Consider the following 24,966-nt stretch of genomic DNA (forward strand, 5'->3'; position numbering starts at 1 on the left):
CCAGCCGGTGGACCGGTAGACATGGACCGTGCGGCTGCTCGAGGTCACGATCACCTGGCTGCGCGTCGCGCTCGCCCGGTGGACGGGGCCCGGGCGGCCGCCGGTCGTCGCCGGTCCGGCACCGCTCGGCGCGGGCCGGCGCGTGGTGGTGGCAGGACTCGTCCAGCCCGACCGGACCAGCTGCGGCTCCGCGTGCCTCGTCGTGGCGCGGATGCTCGGGGACCCGTCGTACGCCCGGTGGCTGGCGACGGGTGAGGCCGGCGGGAGCCGGCGCGACGTGCGCGCGCCGGAGCGCCGCTTCGCCGACGAGGCCCTGGCCGCTCACGCGCGCACGAGCCACTGGGCGGACGCCGACGGCCACCTCCAGGTCCCGTGGCCGCGCCGGTACGGCACCGCGCCGTGGTCGCTGGCCCGCGAGCTGAGCCTGATCGGTGGGACGACGCCGCCCGGGACCAGGCACCGCGTCCGGACGATCTCACCCCGCCGGCGCGGAGAGGCGTTCGACGAGGTCGCCGTGAGCGTCGGCACCGGTCACGCCGTCCCGCTCTTCGTCGGCAACCGGCTGCTGCCCCGCCACGTCGTGCTGGTCGTCGGTGCGAGCGCCGACCGCCTCACCGCGTACGACCCGGCCACGGGCCGGCGCGTCGTCCTCCCCCGCGACGCCTTCGTCACCGGGACGCTGCGGGTCTCGGGCTGGTCCGAGCCGTGGTTCGCGGTGCTGCCCGAGCCGCCGCAGGCCGACGGGTGAGAGCCGGCCGCAGAGCGCTCACCGCCCAGGTTCGGTAGGTGCGCCCGGAGTTCACCTCCCGGCCGGCCACGTGCGGCAGACTGAACGCCGTGACCACGAAGATCTCCGTCGCCGGCCTCGGCTACGTCGGCCTCTCCATGGCGGTGCTGCTCGCCCGGCACAACATCGTCGTGGGCCTCGACCTCGACGCCGCCCGGATCGAGAGGCTCAAGGCCGGCCAGAGCCCGATCCACGACGAGGACATCTCGCGGTTCCTGGCCGAGGAGGACCTCGACCTCACCTTCACCACCGACCCGGAGGAGGCGCACGCCGGCGCCGACTTCGTCATCATCGCCACGCCGACCAACTACGACCCGGTCACCAACTACTTCGACACCTCCTCGATCGAGGCGGTCATGCGCGACGTGCACCGCATCAACCCGCACGCGACGATGGTCGTGAAGTCCACGGTGCCGGTCGGCTACATCGAGGACGTCCGCGTCCGGCTGGGCATCCCCGACGTCATCTTCTCGCCCGAGTTCCTGCGCGAGGGGCGGGCGCTGCACGACAACCTCCACCCGGCGCGGATCGTCGTGGGCGAGGACTCCGAGCGCGCACGGGCCTTCGCCGAGCTCCTCGTCAAGGGCGCGGACGCCGACGACGTGCCCGTGCTCTTCACCGAGCCCACGGAGGCCGAGGCGATCAAGCTCTTCGCCAACACCTACCTCGCGATGCGGGTCGCGTACTTCAACGAGCTCGACTCCTTCGCGCTGTCCCGCGGGCTCGACACCCGCCAGATCATCGACGGCGTCGGGCTCGACCCGCGGATCGGCACGCACTACAACAACCCGTCGTTCGGCTACGGCGGCTACTGCCTGCCCAAGGACACCAAGCAGCTGCTCGCCAACTACTCCGACGTCCCGCAGACGCTGATCTCGGCGATCGTCGACGCCAACACGACCCGCAAGGACTTCATCGCCTTCGACATCCTCGACCGCAACCCGAAGGTCGTCGGCATTCACCGGCTGATCATGAAGGCAGGCTCGGACAACTTCCGCGAGTCCTCGGTGCAGGGGATCATGAAGCGGCTCAAGGCCAAGGGCGTCGAGGTCGTGGTCTACGAGCCCGAGCTCGGCGAGGACACGTGGTTCGGCTCGGAGGTCGTCGACGACCTCGACGGCTTCAAGGAGCGGGCGGATCTCATCGTCGCCAACCGCATGGTCGAGGAGCTCCACGACGTGCGCGAGAAGGTCTACACGCGCGACCTGTTCGGCGGCGACTGATCGGCGGACGACGGCGGTGTCCGACGGGTCGGCTGGTCCGGCGACGCGTCAGCGGCGGCGGCCGAACAGGCCCCGCTTGTGCTCGCCGTCGGCGGGCGGCTCGGTCGGCAGCGCGGGAGCGGCCTCGTCGGCCTTGCGCAGCGCCTTGCGCAGCCGGTTCTCCGACTTGTCCGGGTCCATCGGCGGACGGGCCCCGAGGGTGAACCGCTCGACGACGCGCTGGTCGGCGGGCACCCAGCCCACGTCCGTCGCCGGGTAGGTCTTGACCCCGAACGACTCCTCGAGCAGCGCCTCGCGGTCGTCGTCCGGGCCGGCCAGGCGCGCCACCCGCGCCGACGCCGACGTGCGCTCGAGACGCGCGAGCGCGCCGTCGGCGTACGACAGCAGGCGGGCGCCGTGGTGGGTGCGCTCGAGGTCGTCGAGCAGGGCTCCGAGGGCCGCGGGCAGCGGCGCGAGCGAGACGTCCGGCAGGTGCAGCACGAACTCGGCGTCGGACACCGCGGGTGCCTCGACGAGCCGGACGCGCGGCTCGTGGAGGTACGAGCGGTGCACCAGCCGCGTCTCGAGCACCGGGTCCTCCACGGGCTGCACTCGCTCGTCGTGGACCGAGGACCACGGCCCGACGACCGTCACCCGCAGGTCGGGGACGTCGCCGTCGAGCAGCGAGTCGACGACCCGGATGGTCTGGTCGGCGGGTCCGGCCTCGAGGACCACCTCGAGGTAGGGCACCTGGTAGGCCCGGCCCCGCTTGTTGCGCTTGGGCCGCATGGTCGGCACGAGGTCGGCGAGGTAGGGGTCGTTGAAGCGGTTGACCTGCTCGGCCCGTCGGAGCACCTGGGAGCGACCGAGGTGCCAGCTGCGGGCCTCCCGGTCGACGACGAAGACGCCGCCGGCCTGGGCGAGCGCGTGGCCGAGGTGCATGTCCTCGCCGAGGCGCAGCGTGCGGTCGAAGCCCTCGGAGTCGAGGTAGAGCGCCTTGGTCACCGAGCCCGTCATGCCGATGTGGTAGCGCTGCGCCCGCGGACCGGCCGTGCGGAGGTCGTCGGTCTTCGCCCAGTAGTCCTCCACCCACTGGTGCGGCTCGTGCTCCAGCCCGGGGAACAGGTCGCCGGCACCGCCCGCGGCGACGCGGTCGCGGACGGTCGCGGGGTCGAGCTCGAGCAGGGACGTCGGGTCGACGAACAGCTTGTGGCCCCCGGGGACGGCGTAGTCGACCAGGTGGTGCCAGCGGGCGTGCGCCTCGACCTCCTCGCGGTAGGCCAGCATGTCGGCGTCGTACCAGTGCAGGACGTCGCCACCGGCGGCGAACGCACCGAGGTGGCAGGCGTTGGCACGGCCCCAGCCCTCCTCGACGCGCACCAGCGTGGTGTTCTCCGGGCGCACCTCGGGCAGCTCCTGGGGAGGTGAGCTCTGGTCGTCGACGACGACGACCTCGAGCAGGTGCGCGGGGTAGGACTGGGCGGCGAGGCCGGCCAGGACGTAGGGCAGGGTGCGCTGGTAGTTGAACGTCGGCACGACGACGCTCACCGCCAGCCGCGGCTCCCAGTCGCCGAGGGTGGGCGGCGTCAGGCTGCCCCAGTCGTTGTGGCGCACCACAGGCTGCCGCGGCACCGACTCACCCCCCATCCGTCGTGACCGACACCGGTCGGTCGAGCGGGTCGGCCTCCAGCGCCCGGCTCGGCCGGAAACCCTCCCACTCGGAGGCCACGATGTCAGGTCGGCGGAACTCCTCGTCGTCACGGACCCAGGTGTGTCCCTCGCCGGTGCGGCGCAGCACGTAGCCCAGTCCGTGGGTGCGGTAGATCCGTCCGCCCGCCGCCTCCACCCCGGAGAGCAGCTGGGCGTCGACGAACCTGCGCACGCGCCGGAAGTCGCCGAGCGAGCGGAGCAGGCCGCGCTCGAGCAGGAGGGTGCCGCCGGCCACGAACCGCGCGAAGACCTCCGAGGGGTGCCTGCGTCGCACGGTGAGGTCGCCGCGGTGCAGGTAGACGAACTCCGACGGCATCCCGACGACGTCGGCGCCGGAGAAGCGCCGCGCCATCAGCAGGTCGTGGACGGCGTCGGGCGAGTACCAGTCGTCGTCGTCGACCTTGAGCAGCACCTCGCTCGACGCGGCGCGCGAGGCAGCGGTGAGCACGTCGCCGAAGAACGCCGACGCGTCGAAGGTGAGGACCTGGTGCGGTCGGTCGCCGAGCGCGCGGCGCACGGCGTCGCGGTCGGGGTCGAACCCGTGCGCGGCCAGCACCAGCTCGACCTCCGCGCCCCGCTGGCGCGCGACCTGTCGCAGCGCGAAGTCGAGCATCTCCGGGCGCCGGGTCGCCAGCAGCGCGCTGACCGGCGGGAGGGCGACGTGGCGCACCCCGGCGCGCGAGGCGAGGGCGGAGCGCCAGGCCAGCGTGGAGTGGTGGTCGAAGGCGGCGCGCCGCACGGCGAGGCTGTGCTCCTCGCGACGCAGGGGGTCGTCGAGGTCGACGTCGGCGTCGAGCGCCTCGGCCAGCGGCGGGGCGACGTCGAGGACGCCCGAGGTGACCAGGGGGACCCCGGCGCTCGCGAGCGCGAGGAGGTCGGCGGTGCGGGTGTCGGTCGGGAGGCGTACGGCCTGGAAGGCGCGGGCGGCCGCCACGACGTCCTCGGTGACCGGTCCGCGTCCCGAGCCGGTGACGAGCCGGGCGAGGTCGACGACGGGGTGGTCCCAGTCCTTGCGGAAGCCGACGGGGTTGAACACCAGCTCGTCGACGGGCTCCGGGCCGGGGTCGGTCACGACGGTCGGGGCTCGGTCGATCACGTGGTGCTCGGCCACCTCGCCACCGCGGCTGGCGACGACCACGTCGGGCGGGACGTCGCGCGCGCCGTCGCCGGCGTCGGCGACGTCGGCCAGCAGGACCGAGCGGGCGTCGAGCCCGGGCGCGGCGGGTCGGCCGGCGTAGGACACGACGAGTCCGCCGTGGGTGGTCTCGCCGGGCCCGGCGGCCTGCCGGGCCATCTCCATCACCACGAGCTGGGCCCGCGCCCCCGACGCGAAGCGGGCGACGGTGAGCACGCCGCGGTCGCCGGCCTCGCGGGCGGCGAGGTGCACCAGCCGCGGCCACTCCGGGCGCGGCACGAGCACCCACGGCGTGGGGGCGTCGGTGAGCCAGCACGCGACGGCCTTGCACTGGCCGAGCAGCGGCACGGCGCTCGCCATCCGGCGCAGCCGGGCGCGGTCGGCGGCGACGACCAGCACCGAGCCCCAGCCCTTGAGCGGCCCGTCGAGGGAGGACAGCGTGACGACGCGCGGCTCGATGCCCGGGACGTCCTCGACGCCGCGCAGCGCGTCGAGGGCGAGGCCGTCGGAGTCGTCGACGAGGACCAGCGTCGGGCCGGGGAGCCGGAGGTCGTGGAGGGGGTGCTGGGCGGGTGGGTTCACGGTCGCGCGCGCTCCTTGAGCGAGGCCGGCAGTGAGTGCTGGACGAGCGGACGCGGCTGGCGCCAGAGCCAGTCGCGGCTGACGTGGTCGATGATGTGGACGCCCTCGGGTGCGGTGACCTTCACCAGTCCGCCGAGCGCCTCCGGGTCGCCCGTGCGGATCGCCTCGTCGACCTCGAACTCGCGCAGCTTGCGGTAGAGCCGGGTGTTGGTGAAGTCCACGCCGTCGCGTCGCCAGTGGGCGTACTCGTCGGCGTCGAGCCACTTGACCTCGAGCACCAGCCCCTGCTGCAGCACGATCCGCTCGACGCCGGGCGGGAACTCCCGCAGCTCCCAGTCGAAGGCCTTGACGAAGGTGAACTCCGGACCCATCGGGTAGACCCACGGCTCGAGGAAGCGCAGCGAGAGGTCGAGCCAGCCGGTGCGCTCGTCGACGACGGTGAGCGGGTGGCGCGGGATCGCGACGATCGCGCGCGTCGCCTGCAGCTGCCACGACAGGTCGCGCAGGATGCCGGTGCCCTCCGGGGTGAGCACCATGTCGCCGTCCCACTTCATCGAGTAGGTCGTGCGGACGTGCGAGAAGCACCAGTTGTAGAAGTGCGTCAGCGAGTGCACGCTCGTGGCCGGCGTGGCCAGGTGCTCGCTGCCGGCGCGCGCGACCCGGTGCGGGTAGTCCAGCACGGTGAGCCGGTCCACGGCGCCGCACCGCTCGGCGACCTCGCGGGCGACGTCGGCGGTGCCGTCGTCGGAGCCGTTGTCGACGAGCAGCACCTGCTGCACGGCGGCGAGGATCGGGGGCAGCACCCACGGCAGGTTGCGGGCCTCGTTGCGCACCCGGAACACGCAGGTCAGCCCCGGCGCCAGCGGCTCGCCGGAGGTCCACGGCCACGTGACGTCGTACGCCGGGTCTCCCTCGAGGGAGACGATGTCGGGCATCAGGCCTGGCCCCGGGGGCGCTCCCGGCCCACGGCCCTCCGCAGCCTTCGCCGGGCGGCTGGCGGCACCATGGCGCGGACGGCGTGGGGCACCCGGTCGGCGACGCTGCGCGCGGCACCCTGCCGCTCCGCCGGACCTCGTGCCGCCTCGGTCGCCGCCGCCCGCCGCTGCGCGACGACGGTCGAGTGCGCGAACGCCTCCGCCTCGGCGTACTGCTCGGCGTAGGCCGCCCGCAGCTGGTCGCAGGTCTGCTGCAGCTCGGCCGAGTCGTCGGCGGCGAGGGCGTCGAGGGCGTGCCAGGTCTCGTCGGCGAGCTCGCGCAGCCGGTCGGGCACGGGGACGTCGTCCCACGTCATCGTGACGCGTCGCAGCGAGGGGTCGATGAAGCGGTGCACCTCGGCAATGTCCACGGCCATGGCCGTCTTCACCGCCGCGAGGTCGAACGCCTCGCCCAGCGCGAACACCGGCCGCGTCCAGTCGTCGAGGAGGTCGGCGTAGTGGACGAACGCGCGCTGCTGGCCGCGAGTCGCGCGCTCGGTGTGCAGCATCATGTTGACCCAGGCGGCGGTGCGGGTGACCGCGCCCCGGTCGGAGCCGGCGCCCATGCGGCCGTAGTAGGTCTGCTTGGAGCCGACCACCTCGGTGACCGGCCGGAGCATGGTGACGTACGACGACGTGGCGCCGCAGCGGTCGGCCGCCGCCCGCCAGAGCCCGAGGAACCAGGCGGCGCGCGGGTCCTTGATGACGAGCTCGTCGCCGACGGCGAGCTGCTCCTCCAGCCAGGCGGTCACCCGGGCGCGGGTGGCGTGGTCGCCGCTGGTGGTGCCGGTGTCGAGCCAGGCCCGCGGGCGGGCGTCGGAGACCTGGACGTTGCTGCGCGCCAGCAGCTCGGCGTGGAGGTCGACGACCCAGCGCGGCTCGCCGAACCCCTTGGGGTTGGTGGCGTCGGCGACGACCTCGGGCTGGGGCACGTGCAGCCCCAGCGTGCGCAGGGTGCCGGCCATCGTGCTCGTGCCGCTGCGTCCCGAGCCGACGACGAACACGACCCGTCGGCTGGTCGGCTCCGTCATGCGTCAGAGACTATCGGTGGGGACGACCGCCCCTGACCCGCCCGGGGGCGGGGTCGGTCCCCGGATCCCCCGCTTGAGCGGGGGATTGCGAACTTCCCGTGGCATGCAGACCCCCGGAAGCTCACGGAACCCTCGCGAGGTCCGGCGCCCCGGAGGCAGCCGGCTACAGGTGCTGGGGCTGCGCCCTGATGAGGTCGGCGTACCACTGGAACGACGCCTTCCTGGTGCGCGCCTGGGTCTCGAAGTCGACGTGCACGAGGCCGAAGCGCTGGGTGTGGCCCTCGGCCCACTCGAAGTCGTCCATCAGGGACCAGCAGTAGTAGCCGCGGACGTCGACGCCGCGCGTGACGGCCTCGGACACCGCGTTGACGTGGGCCCGGAGGTAGTCGATGCGCGCCTGGTCGTCGACGACGCCGTCCTCGCCGGGACCCGTGTTGTAGCTGCAGCCGGACTCGGTGATCACGATGGGCGGCAGCGCCGCGCGGAAGCGCGCGCGGAACATGACCAGCCACTCGCGCAGGGCGTCGGGCACGACCGGCCACCCCGCGTCGGTGGTGGGGTAGCCGACGATCTCGCGCAGCTCGAAGGGCACCTCCGCGTCCTCGTCGGCGGCGGCGACCTTCATCGGGTTGTCGTAGTTCACGCCGTAGAAGTCGAGCGGCTGGCGGATGGTGGCCAGGTCGCCGTCGGCGGCCACGCCCTCGAAGAGCGGCACGAGGTCGACCGGGTAGCGCCCGAGCAGCATCGGCTCGAGGAACATGCCGTTCCACAGGGCGTCGAAGATCTTGCTCATCCCGACGTCGGCGTCGTCGTCGCTGGCCGGCCAGATCGGCGCGTGGTTGTTGGCGCAGCCGACGGACGTCGCGCCCGCCCGGCGCAGCTCGATCGCGGCCCGTCCGTGCGCCAGGAGCAGGTGGTGGGCCGCGGGCAGGCAGTCGAAGAGCAGCGCCTTGCCGGGCGCGTGCTTGCCGAGGCCGTAGCCGAGGAGCGAGGCCACGTTGGGCTCGTTGACCGGGATCCAGTGCTCGACCCGGTCGGCGAGGCGCGCGCCCACGATGGCGGCGTACTCCGCGAAGCGCTCGACGGTGTCGCGGTTGAGCCACCCGCCGTCGTCCTCGAGCGCCTGGGGCAGGTCCCAGTGGTAGAGCGTGACCATCGGCTGCTGACCGTGGGCGAGCAGCGTGTCGACCAGCCGGTCGTAGAACGCCAGGCCCTTCTCGTTCACGGGCCCCCGGCCGGTGGGCTGGACCCGCGGCCACGCGACCGAGAAGCGGTAGCCGCCCGTGCCGAGCTCGCCCATCAGCGCGACGTCCTCGTCCACCCGGTGGTAGTGGTCGCAGGCGACCTCGCCGCTCGTGCCGTCTGCCACCCGCCCCGGCTCGGCGGTGAACGTGTCCCAGATGCTCGGCCCGCGTCCGTCCTCGGCCACCGCGCCCTCGACCTGGTAGCTCGCGGTGCTGGTCCCGAACCGAAAGCCCGGTGGGAGCAGGGGGAAGTCATGCGGGGGCATTGAGCGAAGATATCGGCATGGCAGTCGCCCTGTACGCCGGTTCGCGGAGGTCGTCCTCCGCCGGAGCGGGGCGGCTGACCCGGCACTCCTTCTCCTTCGGCCCGCACTACGACCCCGCGAACCTCGGGTTCGGCCCGCTGGTGTGCCACAACGACGACCTGCTCGACCCGGGCGCCGGCTACGGCGAGCACCCGCACTCCGAGCTGGAGATCGTCACCTGGGTGCTCGAGGGGTCGCTGGTGCACACCGACTCGACGGGCGCCCGCCACGTGGTGGACGCGGGCCGGGCCCAGGTCCTCTCGGCGGGCGCCGGCATCCGGCACAGCGAGGTGGCCGACGCCGGGTCGGGACGCTGCCGCTTCGTGCAGGCGTGGCTGCGGCCCAGCGAGCCGGGCGGGCAGCCGTCGTACGTCGTGGGCGAGGCGCCGACGCCCGGCTCGGGCGGCCTGACCGAGGTGGTCGGCGGCGACGGCCTCCCCATCGGGGCGTCGGGTGCGCGACTGCTCGTGGCACGGCTCGCGGCCGGTCAGTCGGTGACGCTGCCCGAGGACCCGCGCCAGCACGTCTTCGCCGCGACGGGATCCGTCGACCTCGCCGGCACCTCGCTCGGCGACGGCGACGCGCTCCGGATCGAGGGCGAGCCCGGGCAGGTGGTCACCGCGAGCGCGGCGGCCGAGCTGCTGGTCTGGTCGTTCTCGGCCTGACCGGCCGCGGCCGCTGGTCGAGGAGGGCGACCTCCTCGACCAGCGGACCGCATGGACTACCTCCGCCGCTGGACGACCTTCAGGCGGAGCGTCCTGCTGGTGGCTGCGGCGTGCTGCTCGCCCGCGACCACCTGGAGCCGGATCTTGTGCTTGCCGGCCTTCAGCCGGGGCAGGGTGATCGTGCTCCGGCCGGTCACCGACCGGGTGCGGACCACCTCGGCGCCGACGTGGACCAGGACGGTCGAGGCGCCGACGCCGCCGACCGCGACCCGGACCTTCGCCTTGGTGCCGACCTTGATCCTCGACTTCACGAGCGCGGCGGTGATGCTCGGTGCCGCCCTGTCCACCTTGAGCGTCGCGGTCGCGGCGCTCGGCGCCACCGTCGGCGAGCCGGCGTACGACGCGGTGACGAGGTGGGTGCCCACCGGCGTGCCGGCCGGGAGGGTGACGGTGGCCGTGCCGCCGGCGAGGGTGCCGGTGACGCTCGTGCCGGCGACCTCGACGGAGACCGTGCCGGTGGCCGCGGGGTCGGCCGCGACGGTGACGGTGGCCGTGGTGGCGGTGCCGTACGTCGTCGCGGTGGCGGCGAGGCGCACCGAGGTGGTCGACGCCGCCGGACCGCTCCAGGCGAGGGCCGGGGCGAAGTCGGTGCGCACCGCGGCCTTCGCCTGCTGCTCGACGGCGTACGCGTAGCCGAGCACCGCGGCGTCGTCCCAGGCCCGGCCGACGATCTGCACGCTGTTGGACTGGCCCTCGTCGTTGGCGCCGACCGGCAGGATCGCGGTCGGCAGGCCGATGCCCTGGGTGATCACTCCCGAGGCGCGGTCCGAGCTCATGATCGCCGACGCGGCGTCGTTGTTGCCGACGCTCGAGAGGAAGCCCGGGTAGACCACCGCGTCGACCGACCGGCCGAACGCGGTGTCCATCCACGCGTCGGCGTTGACCTTGTACGCGTCGCGCCGGGCCAGCAGGTTGGCGACGCTGGCGTCGTCCATCGGGTTGTAGTTGTAGTTGGCGGAGACGTTGTAGGGAAGGTTGGCCTGGTTCTCCAGCAGCTGCTTCGCGGTGAGCGGGAAGGTCGCCGGACGCTCCTCCGCGATGTAGCGCTCCCAGCCCTCTGAGCCCGCGCTGCCCGAGGTCGGGCCGACGGCCGGCGGGTTGGTGGGCGCCGTCGCGGCGCCTGCGGGCAGCGCCACGAGGGTGCCGCCGGCGGCCTCGATGGCGGCCCGGACGCCCGCGAGCGCGACCGCGCCGGCGTTGTCGTCGACGATCGCGGTCGAGGCGAAGGCGGTGGGCACGTAGCCGATGACCTTGCCCTGCAGCGCACCCGCCTCGAGCGAGGACTTCCACTCGACCGGCCGCAGGCTGTTGTCCACGCGGCTGGTGAGCAGGTCGTCGGGGTTGTTGCCGGTCGCCTGCGTCGAGGTGGCGTCCAGCAGCGACGCCACGTCGGTGACCGACTTGGCCATCGGGCCGGCGTAGTCGGTCGCCCACGTGAGCGGCATGACGCCGTTGGTGCTGGCGAGGCCGTCGGTGCCGCGGAACGTCGTCAGACCGGCACCGGTCGACGGCGCGTAGAGCGAGACACCGGTCTGGGTGCCCATCGCCGCGGCCGCGAGGTCGGCGGCGACCGCGGTGGCCGAGCCGCCGCTGGAGCCGAACGACGTCTTCGACGGGTAGAGCGCGTTCCAGACCTGCTTGAAGCCGCTCTCGCTGAAGGACCCCGAGTTGGCGAACTCCGAGAGCACGGTCTTGCCGATGATGACGGCGCCGGCCTCGCGCAGCCTCGCCACCTGCCAGGCGTCCTTCTTCGGCTCCCAGTCCTTGAGCGCGAGGGTGCCGCCGGAGGTCGGCATGTCCTTGGTGTCGTAGATGTCCTTGAGCGCGATCGGGATGCCGAGCAGGTCGCCGGTGCGACCGCCGCGGCGTGCCTCGTCCGCGGCGAGCGCCTGGGCGACGGCGTCCTTGGCGACGGTGATGAAGGAGTGGAAACCGAGGGCCCCGTCGTCGTACGCCTCGATCCGGTCGAGGTAGGCCTTGGTGACCTGCACGGAGGTGACCCGTCCCGCGACCATGTCGGCCTGGAGCTCGGCGATGGTCTTGCCGGTGACGTCGTAGGCCACGTCGGTGGTGTGCTCGACCTCGACGTCGGCGGCCGGCAGCTGCAGCGGCTCCGCGCCGGCGCAGGCGGCGGCGTACGCCGAGAGGTCGACGTTCTGCAGGGTGCAGATCTCGTCGATGGTGAGCGTCGAGAGGTCCGGGGTGGCCGCCAGCGCCGCCGTGTCGGCGGTGATCTGGGTGGTGTCGGCGAGGGCGCCCACGACGACGTACTGCATCAGGGACTCGGTGGCGCCGGGCTCGATCGTGAGCGTCCGGACGAAGCCCAGGTCGTTGGCGCGGCTGCCGGTCGGCACGTACGCCGTCTCGAACGGGTTCGACTGCTGGTCGCCCAGCTGCGTCACGCCGGTCCCGACGACGACGCCGGTCGGGCGGGTGTTGCCCGGGGTGGTCGCGGTGACCCAGGTGTCGGCCGGACCCACGGCGGCGTCGCCGCTGCTCGAGGCGCTGATCGTGGCCTTGTTGGGACTGGTCGTGGACGTCAGGCCCGAGCCCAGCGAGCCACCGAAGGACACGTCGAGGGTGACCGGCTCGGTCGAGGTGTTGGTGAAGGTGTCGAAGAAGCTCGTGGTGCTGCGCGCCGCGCCCACCTGCACCTTCCGGGTCATCAGCACGTCCCCGAGGCGCACCGACCTCGTGGAGGCGTACGAGCCGGGCGTGGTGGCGGTCAGGCCGAAGCCGCGCATCATTTGGTCGTTCATCCGCGGCTCCTCGCCGGCGGGCGCGTCGACGTGGACGAAGATGTTGCCGAAGCCCTCCAGGCGCGACCCGCTCACGTTGCGGATCGAGCCGGTGTCCAGGCCGGGGCGGCGGGCGTCGTTGATGTTGACGGTCGCACCGTTGGCGGTGGCGACGCCGGTCAGCGCCTGGGAGGCGGGCGTGACGGCGAGGGTGCCGACGGCGACCGCCGTGATCGCCGGGAGGGCGACCAGGCGGGCGGCGCGGCGCCCGGGTGTGCAGAAGGACATGTGGGATCGAGCGCCTCTCGGGGACGGGGAATGAAGGCGCTGCCTGTCTATGAGCCGCACGTGACGGCCGTCGACGGCATCCGTTTCGCCCATGTAACGTTTCAACGCCGTCGGCGTCATACCGATCCGCAGCTGTACGTGCCGGTCCGCATGACGCAGGCGGGTCTTGCCGCGGGTGGCCGCGGGGGCCGCCGGGGTCCCGCCGAGGATCGTGCGGGCGGGAGCAGCGGCTAGGGGACCAGCACCCCGGGGTTGAGGATCCCCTCCGGGTCGACCTCGGCCTTCACCGCACGCAGCAGCCGGACCCCCACCTCGCCGACCTCGGCGGCGAGCCACGGCAGGTGGTCGGTGCCGACCGCGTGGTGGTGGGTGATGGTGGCGCCGGCGGCGACGATCGCGTCGCTCGCTGCCGCCTTCGCGGCCCGCCACTGCGCGACGGGGTCCTCGCCCTGGCGGGCGGCGACGGTGAAGTAGAGCGAGCACCCGGTCTCGTAGACGTGCGAGACGTGGCAGAGCACCAGCGAACCCTCGCCGAGCGCGGCGGTCAAGGCCCGCTTCACCTCGGCGTACAGCCGCTCGCGGCCGGACCAGAAGGTGGCGGTCTCGAGGGTCTCGACGAGCACGCCGTGGTCGAGGAGCGCGTCCCTCAGGTACGGCGCCGCGAACCGGCCCTGCGCCCACCTCTCCCCCGGCTCCGGGCCGAGCGGCGCGCCGCCGAGGCCCTCCAGGGCGGCCGCGACCGCGGCCCGTCTCGTGCGCACCTGCTCGGGGGTGCCCTCGTAGCCGGCGACCATCAGGCAGCCGGGGTCCTCGGCGCCGCCGATCGAGGACGGGTCGGCGAGGTTGATCGCCGTCTCGGCCTCGTCGGAGAGCCGCAGGACCGTCGGCAGCAGTCCCGCCTGGGCCAGCACGCGCATCGCCTCGGACCCGGCGCCGAACGACGGCCAGCGCCACCCCTCGTACGCCGTCTCCTCCGGCGCGCGACGAACGCGCACCCGGACGGAGGTGATCACGCCGAAGGCGCCCTCCGAGCCCAGCAGCAGCTGGCGCAAGTCCGGGCCGGCGGCGCTGGCCGGCGCCGCGCCGAGGTCGAGCGAGCCGGTCGGCGTGGCCGCCGTGAGCCCGACGACCATCGCGTCGAACCGGCCGTAGCCGGCGCTGGACTGGCCGCTCGACCGAGTGGCGGCGAAGCCACCGATCGTCGCGTGCTCGAAGGACTGCGGGTGGTGGCCCAGCGTGAGGCCGTGCCGGCCGAGCAGCGCCTCGGCCTCGGGCCCGCGCAGGCCCGGCTCCAGCGTCGCGGTCATCGACACCTCGTCGACGGCGAGCAGGCGCCTCATCCGGGCCAGGTCGAGGCTGACCAGCCCCGCGAAGCCGTCGCGGCGCGCGGCCAGCCCGCCCGTCACGCAGGTCCCCCCACCGAAGGGCACGACCGCGACGCGGTGCTCGTGGGCCCACCGGAGGACCGCCTCGACCTCGTCGTGGCCGTCGGGCCGGACGACGGCGTCGGGCGCGTCGGACAGGTCGCCCGCGCGGGCGCGCAGCAGGTCGGGGGTCGACTTGCCCCGGGTGCGCCGGGCGCGCGTCACGTCGTCGACCAGCACGTGCTCGCGGCCGACGAGAGCCCGCAGCTCCTCGAGCAGCTCCGCGCCGAGGGCGGGCGGCGGCGGCGTCGCCAGCGCGGGTGAGCCGAGCCGCTGCAGCCCGAACGCCAGGGCGACCAGCTCCAGCGCGGGGGCGGGCAGGCCGACGGCGGCGGCCGGGTCGCCCCAGCGCTGTGGGTGCATCTCGACGGCGAACGGCACGGTGCTCATGCGTTACAGTGTGACACATGTCGTCACTTCGTCACACAACCGACCCGCGGCTCGACGCGTACCTCGACTCCGCACGCGACTGCATCCTCGACCTCGGGTGGCGCCGCACGACGCTCACCGAGGTCGCCCGGCGCGCCGGGGTCTCCCGGATGACGATCTACCGCGCGTGGCCCGACATGGGCTCCCTCCTCGGCGACCTGATGACCCGCGAGTGGGTCGCCGTCGCGGCAGCGACGCGCGTCGCGGCGGACGACACGACGAGTCCGGCGGGCATCGCCGCCGCAGCGCTCAGCACCGTGCGAGCGCTGCGCGACAACGAGCTCTTCGTCCGCATCGTCGAGCTCGACCCCGACCTGATGCTCCCCTACCTGCTGCACCGCCGTGGCCGGTCGCAGGAGGCGCTGATCGAGATCCTCGCCTCCGAGATCGCGAGCGGGCAGGCCGCCGGCGCGATCCGGCCGGGCGACCCCGTGCTGCTGGCGCGGACCCTGACGCTCGCCGGGCACGGCTTCGTGTTCTCCGCGATGACGATGACCGACGACCGGATCGGTCTCACCGAGCTCGACGCGGAGTACGCCCGGCTCATCACCCGGACCCTGGAGCCCTGAATGCCGCCGGGCCGCGCGATCACCCCGGGGCTCGCTGGGATCCGGGACGAGGTGGACGTGGTGGTCGTCGGCCTCGGCATCACCGGCGCCGGCCTCGCGCTCGACGCGGCGGCCCGCGGGCTGACGGTGCTCGCGCTCGACGCCCACGACCTCGCGTTCGGGACCTCGCGGTGGTCGTCCAAGCTCGTGCACGGCGGCCTGCGCTACCTCGCCCGGGGACACCTCGCGATCGCCCACGAGAGCGCCGTCGAGCGCGGCATCCTGATGGACGTCACCGCTCCGCACCTCGTGCACCCGCTGCCGATGCTCACCCCGGTCGGCCACGACCTGACCCGGGCCCGCGCCGCGATGACGTGGGCCGGGCTCCACGCCGGCGACGTGCTCAGGCGCACGGCCCGCACGAGCGCGCGCACGCTCCCCCGGCCGCGCCTGCTCAACGCGACCGAGGCCCTGAGCCTCGCCCCGTCGCTGCGCGCGGACGCCCTCCGCGGCGGCCTGCTCGCGTGGGACGGGCAGCTCGAGGACGACGCCCGCCTCGTCGTGACGGTCGCCCGCACCGCGGCGTCCCTCGGGGCCGACCTGCGCACCCGCGCCCGCGTCACCGCGGCGACCGGCACCCGCGTCGCGGTGCGCGACGAGCTCACCGGGGTGGCGTACGACGTGCGCGCCAGGGCGGTCGTCAACGCGACCGGCGTGTGGGCCGGCGGCCTCGACGAGGAGGTGCGGCTGCGTCCGAGCCGCGGCACCCACCTGGTCCTGCGCGCGTCCACCCTCCCCCACACGCGCGTCGCCGTGATGGTGCCGATCCCCCGGACGAGCGCGCGCTTCGCGATGGTGCTGCCGCAGCCGGACGGCACGCTCTACGTCGGCCTGACCGACGAGGCGGCGACCGGACCGGTGCCCGACGTCCCGGTGCCCAGCGAGGCCGAGGTCGACTTCCTGCTCGACGTGGTGGCGTCCGCCTTCGCCAGCCCGCCGACGCGTGCCGACGTCGTCGGGGCGTACGCCGGGCTGCGGCCGCTGCTGGAGGTGCCCGGCACCCGGTCGACGTCGGACCTGTCGCGCCGCCACGCGATCCTCACCTCCGACACCGGCCTCACCACGGTGGTCGGCGGCAAGCTCACGACCTACCGCCGCATGGCCCAGGACACGCTCGACGCGCTCGTGGCCGACGGACGCCTCGACGCCGGTCCGTGCCGCACGTCCTCGCTGCCGCTGCTGGGCGCAGCGCCCCCCGACGAGCTGCGGCGCCTCGACGCCGACGCCCGGCTCGTACGCCGCTTCGGCACCGACGCGGAGCTGGTGCTGTCCACGGCCCGCGGGGTGACCGGGCTCCCCGACGACGACCTACTCGCGCCGGCCTCGGACGACGTGCCGGTGACCCTCGCCGAGCTGGTGTTCGCCGTCACCGACGAGGGCGCGCACGACGTCGACGACCTGCTCGACCGGCGCACCCGGGTCGGGCTGGTCGCCGCCGACCGGGTCGTCGCGGAGCCGCTCGCCAGACGGGCGCTGGAGCTGGTCCGCGCCGCGCGACAGGGCGCCCGTGACCCGCGCCTGCACCGCACGTGACGCCGGCCACACCGGAATCCCGGGCGACTTCGGAGGAATTCCGGACAGGACGGGAGCCGGGTGGGAAGGTTCTCTCCGGCGCGCCCCTTGCCGACCCCATGCGGCAAGGGGCGGCCAGTCCATTCCGGGCCCGGAGCGACGCCCCGGGGCTCACTCGACGGTGACCGACTTGGCGAGGTTTCGGGGCTTGTCGATGTCGTGACCGAGGTGCAGCGCCGCGTGGTAGGCGAGCAGCTGCAGCGGGATCGTCAGCAGGACCGGGTCGAGCTCGGGCTCGTTGCGGGGGACGACGATCCGGCGGGCGCCGATCTCACCGAGGTCGACGTCCTCGTGGGTGACCACGACGAGGGGACCCCTCCGCGCGGCGATCTCGTGCAGGGCCCCGACGTTGCGCTCGGTCAGCTCGTCCCGGGGCACCAGCGCGACCGTCGGCACCTCCGGGTCGATGAGGGCGAGCGGACCGTGCTTGAGCTCGGACGTCTGGTAGGCCTCGGCGTGGCGGTAGCTGATCTCCTTGAACTTCTGCGCGCCCTCCCGAGCCACCGGGAAGCCCCGCACCCGGCCGATGAAGAACAGGCTGCGCGCCTCGGCGAGCTCGTGGGCGACGTCCACGAGGTCGGCCTCGCCGGCGAGGACCTCCTCGATCTGGCCCGGCAGCCGCTCCAGGCCGGCCACGAGCCGCTTGCCGTCGGCGATCGAGAGGTCACGCACCCGGCCGAGCTGCAGCGCCAGCAGCGCGAAGCCGAGGAACATGTTGGTGAGGGCCTTGGTGCTCGCGACGGCCACCTCGGGCCCGGCGTGCAGGTAGATCCCGCCGTCGCACTCGCGCGCGATCGCCGAGCCGACGACGTTGACCAGGCCGACGCAGCGCCCGCCCTTGCGGCGTACCTCCTGCACCGCGAGCATGGTGTCGATCGTCTCCCCGGACTGGCTGACCGCGACGTAGAGGGTGTCCGGCTCGATCACCGGGTCGCGGTAGCGGAACTCGCTGGCGGCCTCGGCGTCGGCGGGGATGCGCGCCAGCTCCTCGACGAGGGCGGCGCCCATCTGGCCGACGTAGTAGGCCGAGCCGCAGCCGAGGATCTTGACCCGGCGCACCGCCCGCAGGTCGCGCGCGTCCATCTCCAGGCCGCCGAGGTGCGCGGTGCCGAACCGCTCGTCGAGCCGACCTCGGAGCACCGCCTGCGCCGTGGTGGGCTGCTCGAGGATCTCCTTACGCATGTAGGACTCGTGCTCCCCCGCCTCGTACGCCGCAGCGTCGATGTCGACCTGTGCGGCGGTCTTGCCGGTCGAGGCGAGGTCGCTGTGCCGCATCGTGCTGAAGCCCGCGGCGGTCACGGTGGCCATCTCGCCGTCGTCGAGCACCGCGACCGTGGTCGTGTGGCGCACGATCGCGGCGAGGTCCGAGGCGACGTACATCTCCTTGTCGCCCACCCCCACGACCAGCGGGCTGCCGTTGCGGGCGACGACGATGCGGTCGGGGAAGTCGGCGTGCAGCACGGCGAGGCCGTACGTCCCGACGACCGCACGGAGGGCGTCGCGCACCTTGCCCTCGAGCGTGTCGGCGTCGCTGCGAGCGACCAGGTGCGCGAGCACCTCGGTGTCGGTGTCGCTGGCGAGTTCGACCCCGGCGCGGGTGAGCTCGGCGCGCAGGGCGGCCGAGTTGTCGATGATGCCGTTGTGCACGACCGCGACGCGTCCCGACTCGTCGGTGTGCGGGTGGGCGTTGACGTCGGTCGCGGGGCCGTGCGTCGCCCACCGGGTGTGGCCGACCGCCGTCGTGCCGGCGAGACGCCTGGGCAGCGCGGCGGTCAGGTCGCGCACCCTTCCGGCCTGCTTGGCGACCCGGATCCCGCGGCCGCCGAGCACGGCGACCCCCGCCGAGTCGTACCCGCGGTGCTCGAGGCGGGTGAGACCCTCGAGGACGACGGGCGCCGCGTCCTGGCGCCCGATGTAGCCGACGATTCCGCACATAGTTCTTGCTTCCTATCCGTAGACGATCCGGCGCAGCTGCCGCTCGGAGAGCTCCGGCGGCGCGACGACCCGGCTGCCGAGCTCCTCGGCGATGGCGGCGAAGATCTCGGGGTTCTTGGCGCCGTACGCCTTGAGGTGGGCGTGACGCATCCGGACGTAGTCCTCCACCGGCTGGGCGTGGAAGGCGATGACGTCCTCGATCACCCGGACCGCCTCTCCCGGCGTCAGCGACGTGGTGGCGACGACGTGGGAGACGAGAGCGGGGTCGGGCACTCCCCGAGCATGGGCCGAGGCCGGTCGTCGTGCAACTTCCTGCCCGAATCCGGGCAAGAACAGTTTCCGTAGCGCCAGGTTCTCGACCAAGCCGCACCACTGCTGCGAAAGAGGTGGAGCACCGAGGGCCGCCAGCCGCGGATTCCGTCCACCGAGTGGGGGACGAGCGGGATGTCTCGCGACCACGATGGTGCGTGGGTGGGGCTGTGGTACCGTGAGTGAACGGAAGGTGAACGGGAGGTGTCACATGAGCAAGCAGTCAATGACCGGAGCTCCGGTCTGCACCTGGGTGGCCGTGACGGATGCGTCGGGTCGCACCCGCATGGAGGCACGCTGGTCGGTCGCCACCGCGGTCGCCGCGCAGGCCGCCTGACCTCGGTCCCAGAGACGAGCCACGCCCCACGGGGGCGTGGCTCGCCGGCATTTCGGCCCAGCGGCGACGCCCGGCTCGGGCGCGGCGGGAAAAATCCTCGCGCCGGGGAATGAAACTGGACCGCGGTCCGTTCCAGTGGTTGAATCTTCTACCAACACCCCGACTCAGGAGCTCTCATGACCACCGGTTTCGACGCCCCCACCACCGCCATCGACAACACCACCGGCGACTACACCATCGACGTCACGCACAGCCGCCTCGGCTTCGTCGCGCGCCACGCCATGGTGACCAAGGTCCGCGGCCAGTTCACCTCGTTCAGCGGCACCGCTCACGTCGACGAGGCCAACCCCAGCGCCTCCAAGGTCGACCTCTCCATCGACGTCGCCTCGATCGAGACCGGCACCGCCGACCGCGACGGCCACCTCAAGTCCGGCGACTTCTTCGACGCCGAGACCTACCCGAACATCACCTTCTCCTCGACCGACGTGCAGCGCGACGGCACCACGTGGACCATCACCGGCGACCTCACCATCAAGGACGTCACCAAGCCCGTCACGATCGAGTTCGAGCAGACCGGCTCGGCCCGCGACCCCTTCGGCAACCTCCGCGTCGGCTTCGAGGGCGAGACCACCATCAACCGCAAGGAGTGGGGCCTCACCTGGAACGCCGCGCTCGAGACCGGCGGCGTCCTCGTCTCGGACAAGATCAAGCTCGAGTTCGACGTCTCGGCGATCCAGAACGCCTGACGCCTCGGGCCTCCCGGCCCTGGAGTCCTCGAGGAGCCCCGCCTGCGACCCCCGGTCGCGGCGGGGCTCCTCCGCGTTCGGGCGTGGACGCGGTGCGTGGACCGACGTGCGGTCGCCGCGGGGCACCGCTGCCGGGACGCCGGCTCAGTCGCGGGGGCGCTTGCCCTGGTAGCCGCCGCCCTTGCGGTGACCGCTCGGACGGCTGCGCGGCGGGCCGTCGTCGGCCTTGATCTCGATCAGCTTGCCGGAGATCCGGGTGCCGGCGAGCCGGTCGAGCGTGCCCGGGGGCAGGTCGGCGGGCAGCTCCACGAGGGAGAAGTCGGGCTTGATCGAGATGTAGCCGAAGTCCCCGCGCGACAGGCCGCCCTCGTTGGCGAGCGCTCCGACGATCTGGCGCGGCTCGACCTTGTGCCGCTTGCCGACCGCGAGGCGGTACGTCGCCATGGGCACGCCGCTGCGCGACTCCCGCGGGCCTCGGGAGGCCGACCGGTCGGCCTTGCCGCCGTGGCTGGCGCGCTCCTCGAACGTGCGTCCCCGCGGCTCGGGCTCGGGCTCGAGCAGCAGGGGCTGCTCCCCGTGCATCACGGCGGCGAGGGCGGCTGCCACGTCGACCTCGGCGACGCCGTACTCGCTGACGTAGTGCGAGACCACGTCGCGGAAGAATTCGATCCGCTCGGGCTCGGCCAGCGCCTGGGTGATCTGGTCGTCGAAGCGGGACAGGCGCGTGGCGTTGACGTCGTCCACGGTCGGCAGCTGCATCTGGGTCAGCGGCTGGCGCGTGGCCTTCTCGATCGCCCGCAGCAGGTGGCGCTCACGCGGGGTGACGAAGGCGATCGAGTCGCCGGTGCGCCCGGCGCGGCCCGTGCGGCCGATGCGGTGGACGTAGGACTCGGTGTCGGTCGGGATGTCGTAGTTGACCACGTGGCTGATGCGGTCGACGTCGAGCCCGCGCGCGGCGACGTCGGTGGCCACGAGGATGTCGAGCTTGCCGGCCTTGAGCTGGTTCACCGTGCGCTCGCGCTGCACCTGGGCGACGTCGCCGTTGATCGCCATCGCCGAGAAGCCGCGGGCCCGGAGCTTCTCGGCCAGCGTCTCGGTCTCGTTCTTGGTGCGGACGAAGACGATCATCGCCTCGAAGTTCTCGACCTCGAGGATGCGGGTGAGCGCGTCGACCTTCTGCGGGTAGGACACGATCAGGTAGCGCTGGGTGATGTTGGCCGCGGTCGAGGTCTTGCCCTTGACGGAGATCTCCACCGGCTCGGTCAGGTAGTTCTCCGCGATGCGGCGGATGGCCTTGGGCATGGTCGCGGAGAACAGCGCCACGTCCTTGTCGGCCGGGGTGTCGGCGAGGATGGTCTCGACGTCCTCGGCGAAGCCCATGTTGAGCATCTCGTCGGCCTCGTCGAGGACGAGGAAGCGCAGCTCGCTCAGGTCGAGGGTGCCCTTGTCGAGGTGGTCCATGACGCGGCCGGGGGTGCCGACCACGACGTGCACGCCGCGGCGCAGCGCGGAGAGCTGGACGCCGTAGCCCTGGCCGCCGTAGATGGGCAGCACGCGCACGCCCGGCAGGTGGGCGGCGTAGCGCTCGAAGGCCTCCGACACCTGCAGCGCCAGCTCGCGGGTGGGCGCGAGGACGAGGGCCTGCGGGGTCTTCTGGTCGCGGTCGAGCCGGGAGAGGATCGGCAGCGCGAACGCGGCGGTCTTGCCGGTGCCGGTCTGCGCGAGACCGACGACGTCGCGGCCCTCCAGCAGCGGCGGGATGGTGCGCGCCTGGATCGGGGAGGGCGACTCGTAGCCGACGTCCGCCAGCGCCTTCAGCACCTCGGCGGAGAGGCCGAGGTCGGAGAAGGTCTGCTCGGGTGCTGCGGGCTGGTCGTCACTCACGCTCCAACGGTAGGGCCTCACGGGGGAACCACGCATTCCCCGGACGGCCGCTGCCGCCCCGATAAGCGCGCGACAGCGCACCACGTGAGGCAGCACACTCCTCCCATGCCCGACCAGCCCTCCCGCCAGGCGCGCCCGCCCCTCCCCGCCGGCCTCGCCACCCGACCGCTGCGGACGTCCGACGCCCGCGACGTGCACCTCCTCATCGCCGCGCAGGAGCAGGAGGACGTCGGCGAGGTCGTCATCGAGGAGGCCGACCTCGTCGGCGACTGGGCCAAGCCGAGCCACGACCTCGGCGCCCGCTCGGTCGGCGTCTGGGACGGCGAGACCCTCGTGGCGTACGCCGAGCTGATGGGCGTCGACCGCGCCGACACCGCGGTGCTGCCCAGCCACCGCGGTCGGGGGATCGGCACCTGGCTGGCGTACTGGCTCCAGGACCTCGGGCGCAGCCTCGGCTCCCCGGTCCTCGGCATGCCCGTCCCGGAGGGCTCGCCGGGCGACCGGCTCCTGGAGTCCCTCGGCTACCGCGTGCGGTGGACGAGCTGGGTGCTCCGGCTGCCCGAGGGCGCGGCGATCCCGGACCGGGAGCTGCCCGAGGGGTACGCCGTCCGCACGGCACGGCCCGAGGAGCTCCGGGCCGCCCACGACGTGCTCGAGGACGCCTTCCTCGAGTGGTCGGTGCGCGAGCGGGAGCCATTCGAGGACTTCGGGGCCGCCACGCTGGGCCGGCCCGGCTTCGAGCCGTGGAACCTGCGCGTGGCGCTCGACCCCGAGGCACGGGTCGTCGGCGTCTCCCTGGTGCTGGTGGCCGACGACGGCCGGACCGGGTACGTCGACCGGCTGGCGGTCCGACGCGACCAGCGCAACCGGGGGCTCGCGCAGGCGTTGCTCGTCGACTCCTTCGCGACGGCCCGCGCCCACGGCACCACCACCTCCGAGCTGAGCACGGACTCGCGCACCGGAGCCCTGGGCCTCTACGAGAAGGTCGGCATGGTGGCCAAGGGCGTCTGGGTCAACCGCGCCGTCGACCTGAGCTCCGTGGAAACCGCATCCTGACGAGTTCGCAGCAAAAGTTTCCGTCGATTCGCGCGGTCTAGACAGGAGTTCACCCACGGAAACGCCTCTAGGCCTGAACCGTGTGTGGCATTAGCATCAATCGACGCCGCTCGGGCGGCGACACGGCGGGGGCGTGGGGCCCTTGTCTCGCTTTTTCTGTGGGGGTTGTCGTGCAGGAACTTCATGCTCTGGTCGTCGAGGACGATCCGGACATCTCGTCAGCGCTGGTGGAGACCCTCGAGGGGGCGGGTTTCCGGGTGACGTCGGCACGGGACGGACGGGAGGCGGTCGGCGTCGCAGCCGCCGATCCGCCCGACCTGGTCACGCTCGACCTGACGCTCCCGCACATGGACGGCATCGAGGTGTGCCGCCGCATCCGCGAGACGAGCGACTGCTACATCGTGATCGTCTCCGCCCGCTCCGACGAGGTCGACAAGCTGATCGGCCTGGAGGTCGGCGCCGATGACTTCGTGCTCAAGCCCTTCTCGCCGCGCGAGCTCCGGGCCCGGGTCGCAGCGCTGTTCCGGCGGCCCCGCTCGGGGGCGCCGGCGGACGAGCCGGCGCGCCCGGCGCCGCACGTGCCCAGCCCGTCGCAGCCGGCGGACGAGCCGGCCACGATCTCCGCGGGGGCGGGGCTCGTGATCAACCCGGCCCGCCGCGAGGTGCAGATCGACGGCACGATCGTCGAGCTCACACGCATCGAGTACGACGTCCTGGAGTACCTCGCCAGGCACCTCTCGCGCGTCTGCACCCGCGAGGAGATGGTGCTGGCGATCTGGAGCAGCGCGCTCACCCACGACCACCACCTCGTGGACGTGCACGTGGCCAACCTGCGCGGCAAGCTGCGGCGCCACTCGGACGCGACCTGGATCCACACGATCCGCGGCATCGGCTACCGGATGGACCGCGAGGACGGCGGCCAGCAGGACCGGCGCGCGGGCGGCGGGCCCTACCTCGTCGCCCGGATCGACTCCGAGGACTGGGCACGCGGCCTCGACTTCTGAGGACGACGCCTCCGAACGGCGAAACCGGGCGCCGAGCAGGGGGAGGCCGCCTACGATCGCGGGGCCGGCCTCGTGCACGGCGGCCGGGATTCCGCGTTTCGGCCCCGGCGGGACCGGGTAGGTGGTTGACTCCTCAACCGGGAGCACAGGTGATGATGGACGAACGTAGCGCCGTGGTCGTCGAGGACGACCCTGATCTCGGCGACGCCATCTCCCAGGTGCTGCAGCAGGCCGGGTTCCACACGGTCGTGGCGTCCACGGGCGCCGACGCCCTCGCACTGGTGCACGGCACTGCTCCCGACCTCGTCACGCTCGACCTCACGCTCCCGGACATCGACGGCGTCGAGGTCTGCCGCCAGATCCGCACCGTGAGCGACTGCTACGTGATCGTGATCAGCGGTCGCTCCGCGGAGGTCGACCGGCTCATCGGGCTCGAGGTGGGGGCGGACGACTACCTGGTCAAGCCGTTCTCGATGCGCGAGCTGCAGGCCCGCGTGGCGGCGCTCTTCCGTCGCCCACGAGGCACCGACCCGGCCGTGGCCGTGGCCGCCGCCGCCCCTCCGGCGAGGCGGGCGGAGCCGCCGGCGTGGACCCCCCCGCCCGGTTGCGACGACCTCGTCCTCGACGAGAGCGCTCGCGAGGTGCTCGTGAAGGGTGCGGAGGTCGACCTGACCCGCACGGAGTTCGACCTGCTCGCGCACCTGGTCAACCGACCGGGTGTCGTCATCGCGCGCGACGACCTGATGCGCGCGGTGTGGGCGAGCGACTACGTCCCCGACAGCACACACGTCGTCGACGTGCACCTGGCCAACGTGCGTCGCAAGCTGCGCCACGCGGCCGCCGGCAACCAGTGGATCCGCACGATCCGCGGCGTGGGCTTCCGCTACGACCCCTGCTGCACCTGAGCGCGGCCGGCAGGGCCCGGTGAGCCCGGTCGCCGG

Annotated in this window: 20 protein-coding genes; 10 read left to right on the forward strand and 10 right to left on the reverse strand. The window is 73.4% G+C overall.

Features of this window, described 5'->3' with window-relative positions:
• Positions 1-28 precede the first annotated feature (28 nt).
• Both J3P38_RS07750 and J3P38_RS07755 read left to right on the forward strand, forming a co-directional pair.
• On the forward strand, positions 29-748 hold the full coding sequence (locus J3P38_RS07750) for a hypothetical protein (protein ID WP_210503183.1): 720 nt from the start codon (positions 29-31) through the stop codon (positions 746-748).
• A gap of 137 nt (positions 749-885) precedes the next feature.
• Positions 886-2,010: a nucleotide sugar dehydrogenase gene (locus J3P38_RS07755; protein WP_210503654.1), complete on the forward strand. Its 1,125-nt coding sequence runs from the start codon at positions 886-888 to the stop codon at positions 2,008-2,010.
• A gap of 48 nt (positions 2,011-2,058) precedes the next feature.
• On the opposite strand, the gene J3P38_RS07760 is transcribed toward J3P38_RS07755, so the two are convergent.
• The 5 genes from J3P38_RS07760 to J3P38_RS07780 form a co-directional block, all read right to left on the reverse strand.
• Entirely contained in the window at positions 2,059-3,621 is a 1,563-nt protein-coding gene (locus J3P38_RS07760; RefSeq protein WP_210503184.1) for a glycosyltransferase family 2 protein, read from the reverse strand.
• Between the two features lie 4 nt (positions 3,622-3,625).
• Positions 3,626-5,416 carry a glycosyltransferase family protein gene (locus J3P38_RS07765; RefSeq protein WP_210503185.1) on the reverse strand — a complete coding sequence of 597 codons (1,791 nt, stop codon included), beginning with the start codon at positions 5,414-5,416 and terminating at the stop codon, positions 3,626-3,628.
• The gene (locus tag J3P38_RS07770; RefSeq protein ID WP_210439249.1) at positions 5,413-6,351 is read right to left on the reverse strand and encodes a glycosyltransferase family 2 protein; all 939 of its coding nucleotides are present in this window, start codon (positions 6,349-6,351) and stop codon (positions 5,413-5,415) included. The genes J3P38_RS07765 and J3P38_RS07770 overlap by 4 nt, the downstream gene beginning before the upstream one ends.
• The gene (locus tag J3P38_RS07775; RefSeq protein ID WP_210503186.1) at positions 6,351-7,421 is read right to left on the reverse strand and encodes a sulfotransferase family protein; all 1,071 of its coding nucleotides are present in this window, start codon (positions 7,419-7,421) and stop codon (positions 6,351-6,353) included. Before J3P38_RS07775 ends, J3P38_RS07770 begins: the two co-directional genes overlap by 1 nt.
• Before the next feature lie 163 nt (positions 7,422-7,584).
• Positions 7,585-8,931 (reverse strand): GH1 family beta-glucosidase, encoded by a 1,347-nt coding sequence (locus tag J3P38_RS07780; protein WP_210503187.1) that lies wholly within the window; start codon positions 8,929-8,931, stop codon positions 7,585-7,587.
• A gap of 17 nt (positions 8,932-8,948) precedes the next feature.
• On the opposite strand from J3P38_RS07780, the gene J3P38_RS07785 reads away from it, so the two are divergent.
• A complete protein-coding gene (locus tag J3P38_RS07785; RefSeq protein WP_210503188.1) occupies positions 8,949-9,635 on the forward strand; it encodes a pirin family protein in 687 nt (228 codons plus the stop codon).
• Positions 9,636-9,691: 56 nt separating this feature from the next.
• On the opposite strand, the gene J3P38_RS07790 is transcribed toward J3P38_RS07785, so the two are convergent.
• Together J3P38_RS07790 and J3P38_RS07795 are read right to left on the reverse strand one after the other, a co-directional pair.
• Positions 9,692-12,721 (reverse strand): amidase family protein, encoded by a 3,030-nt coding sequence (locus tag J3P38_RS07790; RefSeq protein ID WP_210503189.1) that lies wholly within the window; start codon positions 12,719-12,721, stop codon positions 9,692-9,694.
• Positions 12,722-12,951: 230 nt separating this feature from the next.
• Positions 12,952-14,535 (reverse strand): FAD-binding oxidoreductase, encoded by a 1,584-nt coding sequence (locus J3P38_RS07795; protein WP_246855644.1) that lies wholly within the window; start codon positions 14,533-14,535, stop codon positions 12,952-12,954.
• Between the two features lie 17 nt (positions 14,536-14,552).
• Between J3P38_RS07795 and J3P38_RS07800 the strand changes: the two genes are divergently transcribed.
• On the forward strand, positions 14,553-15,143 hold the full coding sequence (locus J3P38_RS07800) for a TetR/AcrR family transcriptional regulator (RefSeq protein WP_210503190.1): 591 nt from the start codon (positions 14,553-14,555) through the stop codon (positions 15,141-15,143).
• Positions 15,144-16,715 (forward strand): glycerol-3-phosphate dehydrogenase/oxidase, encoded by a 1,572-nt coding sequence (locus J3P38_RS07805; RefSeq protein WP_210503191.1) that lies wholly within the window; start codon positions 15,144-15,146, stop codon positions 16,713-16,715.
• A gap of 150 nt (positions 16,716-16,865) precedes the next feature.
• On the opposite strand, the gene glmS is transcribed toward J3P38_RS07805, so the two are convergent.
• Together glmS and J3P38_RS07815 are read right to left on the reverse strand one after the other, a co-directional pair.
• Positions 16,866-18,689: a glutamine--fructose-6-phosphate transaminase (isomerizing) gene (gene glmS / locus J3P38_RS07810; RefSeq protein ID WP_210503192.1), complete on the reverse strand. Its 1,824-nt coding sequence runs from the start codon at positions 18,687-18,689 to the stop codon at positions 16,866-16,868.
• Between the two features lie 12 nt (positions 18,690-18,701).
• On the reverse strand, positions 18,702-18,962 hold the full coding sequence (locus tag J3P38_RS07815; protein WP_210439257.1) for a hypothetical protein: 261 nt from the start codon (positions 18,960-18,962) through the stop codon (positions 18,702-18,704).
• A 247-nt stretch (positions 18,963-19,209) separates the two neighbouring features.
• Between J3P38_RS07815 and J3P38_RS18055 the strand changes: the two genes are divergently transcribed.
• Positions 19,210-19,335 (forward strand): hypothetical protein, encoded by a 126-nt coding sequence (locus J3P38_RS18055; RefSeq protein ID WP_282595336.1) that lies wholly within the window; start codon positions 19,210-19,212, stop codon positions 19,333-19,335.
• A 176-nt stretch (positions 19,336-19,511) separates the two neighbouring features.
• Complete coding sequence (locus J3P38_RS07820; RefSeq protein ID WP_210503193.1) at positions 19,512-20,081, forward strand: YceI family protein; 570 nt, start codon at positions 19,512-19,514, stop codon at positions 20,079-20,081.
• 144 nt (positions 20,082-20,225) lie between these two features.
• On the opposite strand, the gene J3P38_RS07825 is transcribed toward J3P38_RS07820, so the two are convergent.
• Complete coding sequence (locus J3P38_RS07825; protein WP_307807794.1) at positions 20,226-21,965, reverse strand: DEAD/DEAH box helicase; 1,740 nt, start codon at positions 21,963-21,965, stop codon at positions 20,226-20,228.
• A 105-nt stretch (positions 21,966-22,070) separates the two neighbouring features.
• Here J3P38_RS07825 and J3P38_RS07830 point away from each other — a divergent pair, with 105 nt between their 5' ends.
• From J3P38_RS07830 to J3P38_RS07840, 3 genes are all read left to right on the forward strand, one after another.
• Entirely contained in the window at positions 22,071-23,021 is a 951-nt protein-coding gene (locus J3P38_RS07830) for a GNAT family N-acetyltransferase (RefSeq protein WP_210503195.1), read from the forward strand.
• Between the two features lie 170 nt (positions 23,022-23,191).
• Positions 23,192-24,025, forward strand: a complete 834-nt coding sequence (locus J3P38_RS07835) for a response regulator transcription factor (RefSeq protein WP_210439261.1) — start codon at positions 23,192-23,194, stop codon at positions 24,023-24,025.
• A gap of 155 nt (positions 24,026-24,180) precedes the next feature.
• Positions 24,181-24,930 carry a response regulator transcription factor gene (locus J3P38_RS07840; RefSeq protein WP_246849974.1) on the forward strand — a complete coding sequence of 250 codons (750 nt, stop codon included), beginning with the start codon at positions 24,181-24,183 and terminating at the stop codon, positions 24,928-24,930.
• Positions 24,931-24,966 lie beyond the last annotated feature (36 nt).

This window comes from Nocardioides xinjiangensis, assembly GCF_017916455.1.
GTDB classification, from domain to species: domain Bacteria; phylum Actinomycetota; class Actinomycetes; order Propionibacteriales; family Nocardioidaceae; genus Nocardioides; species Nocardioides xinjiangensis.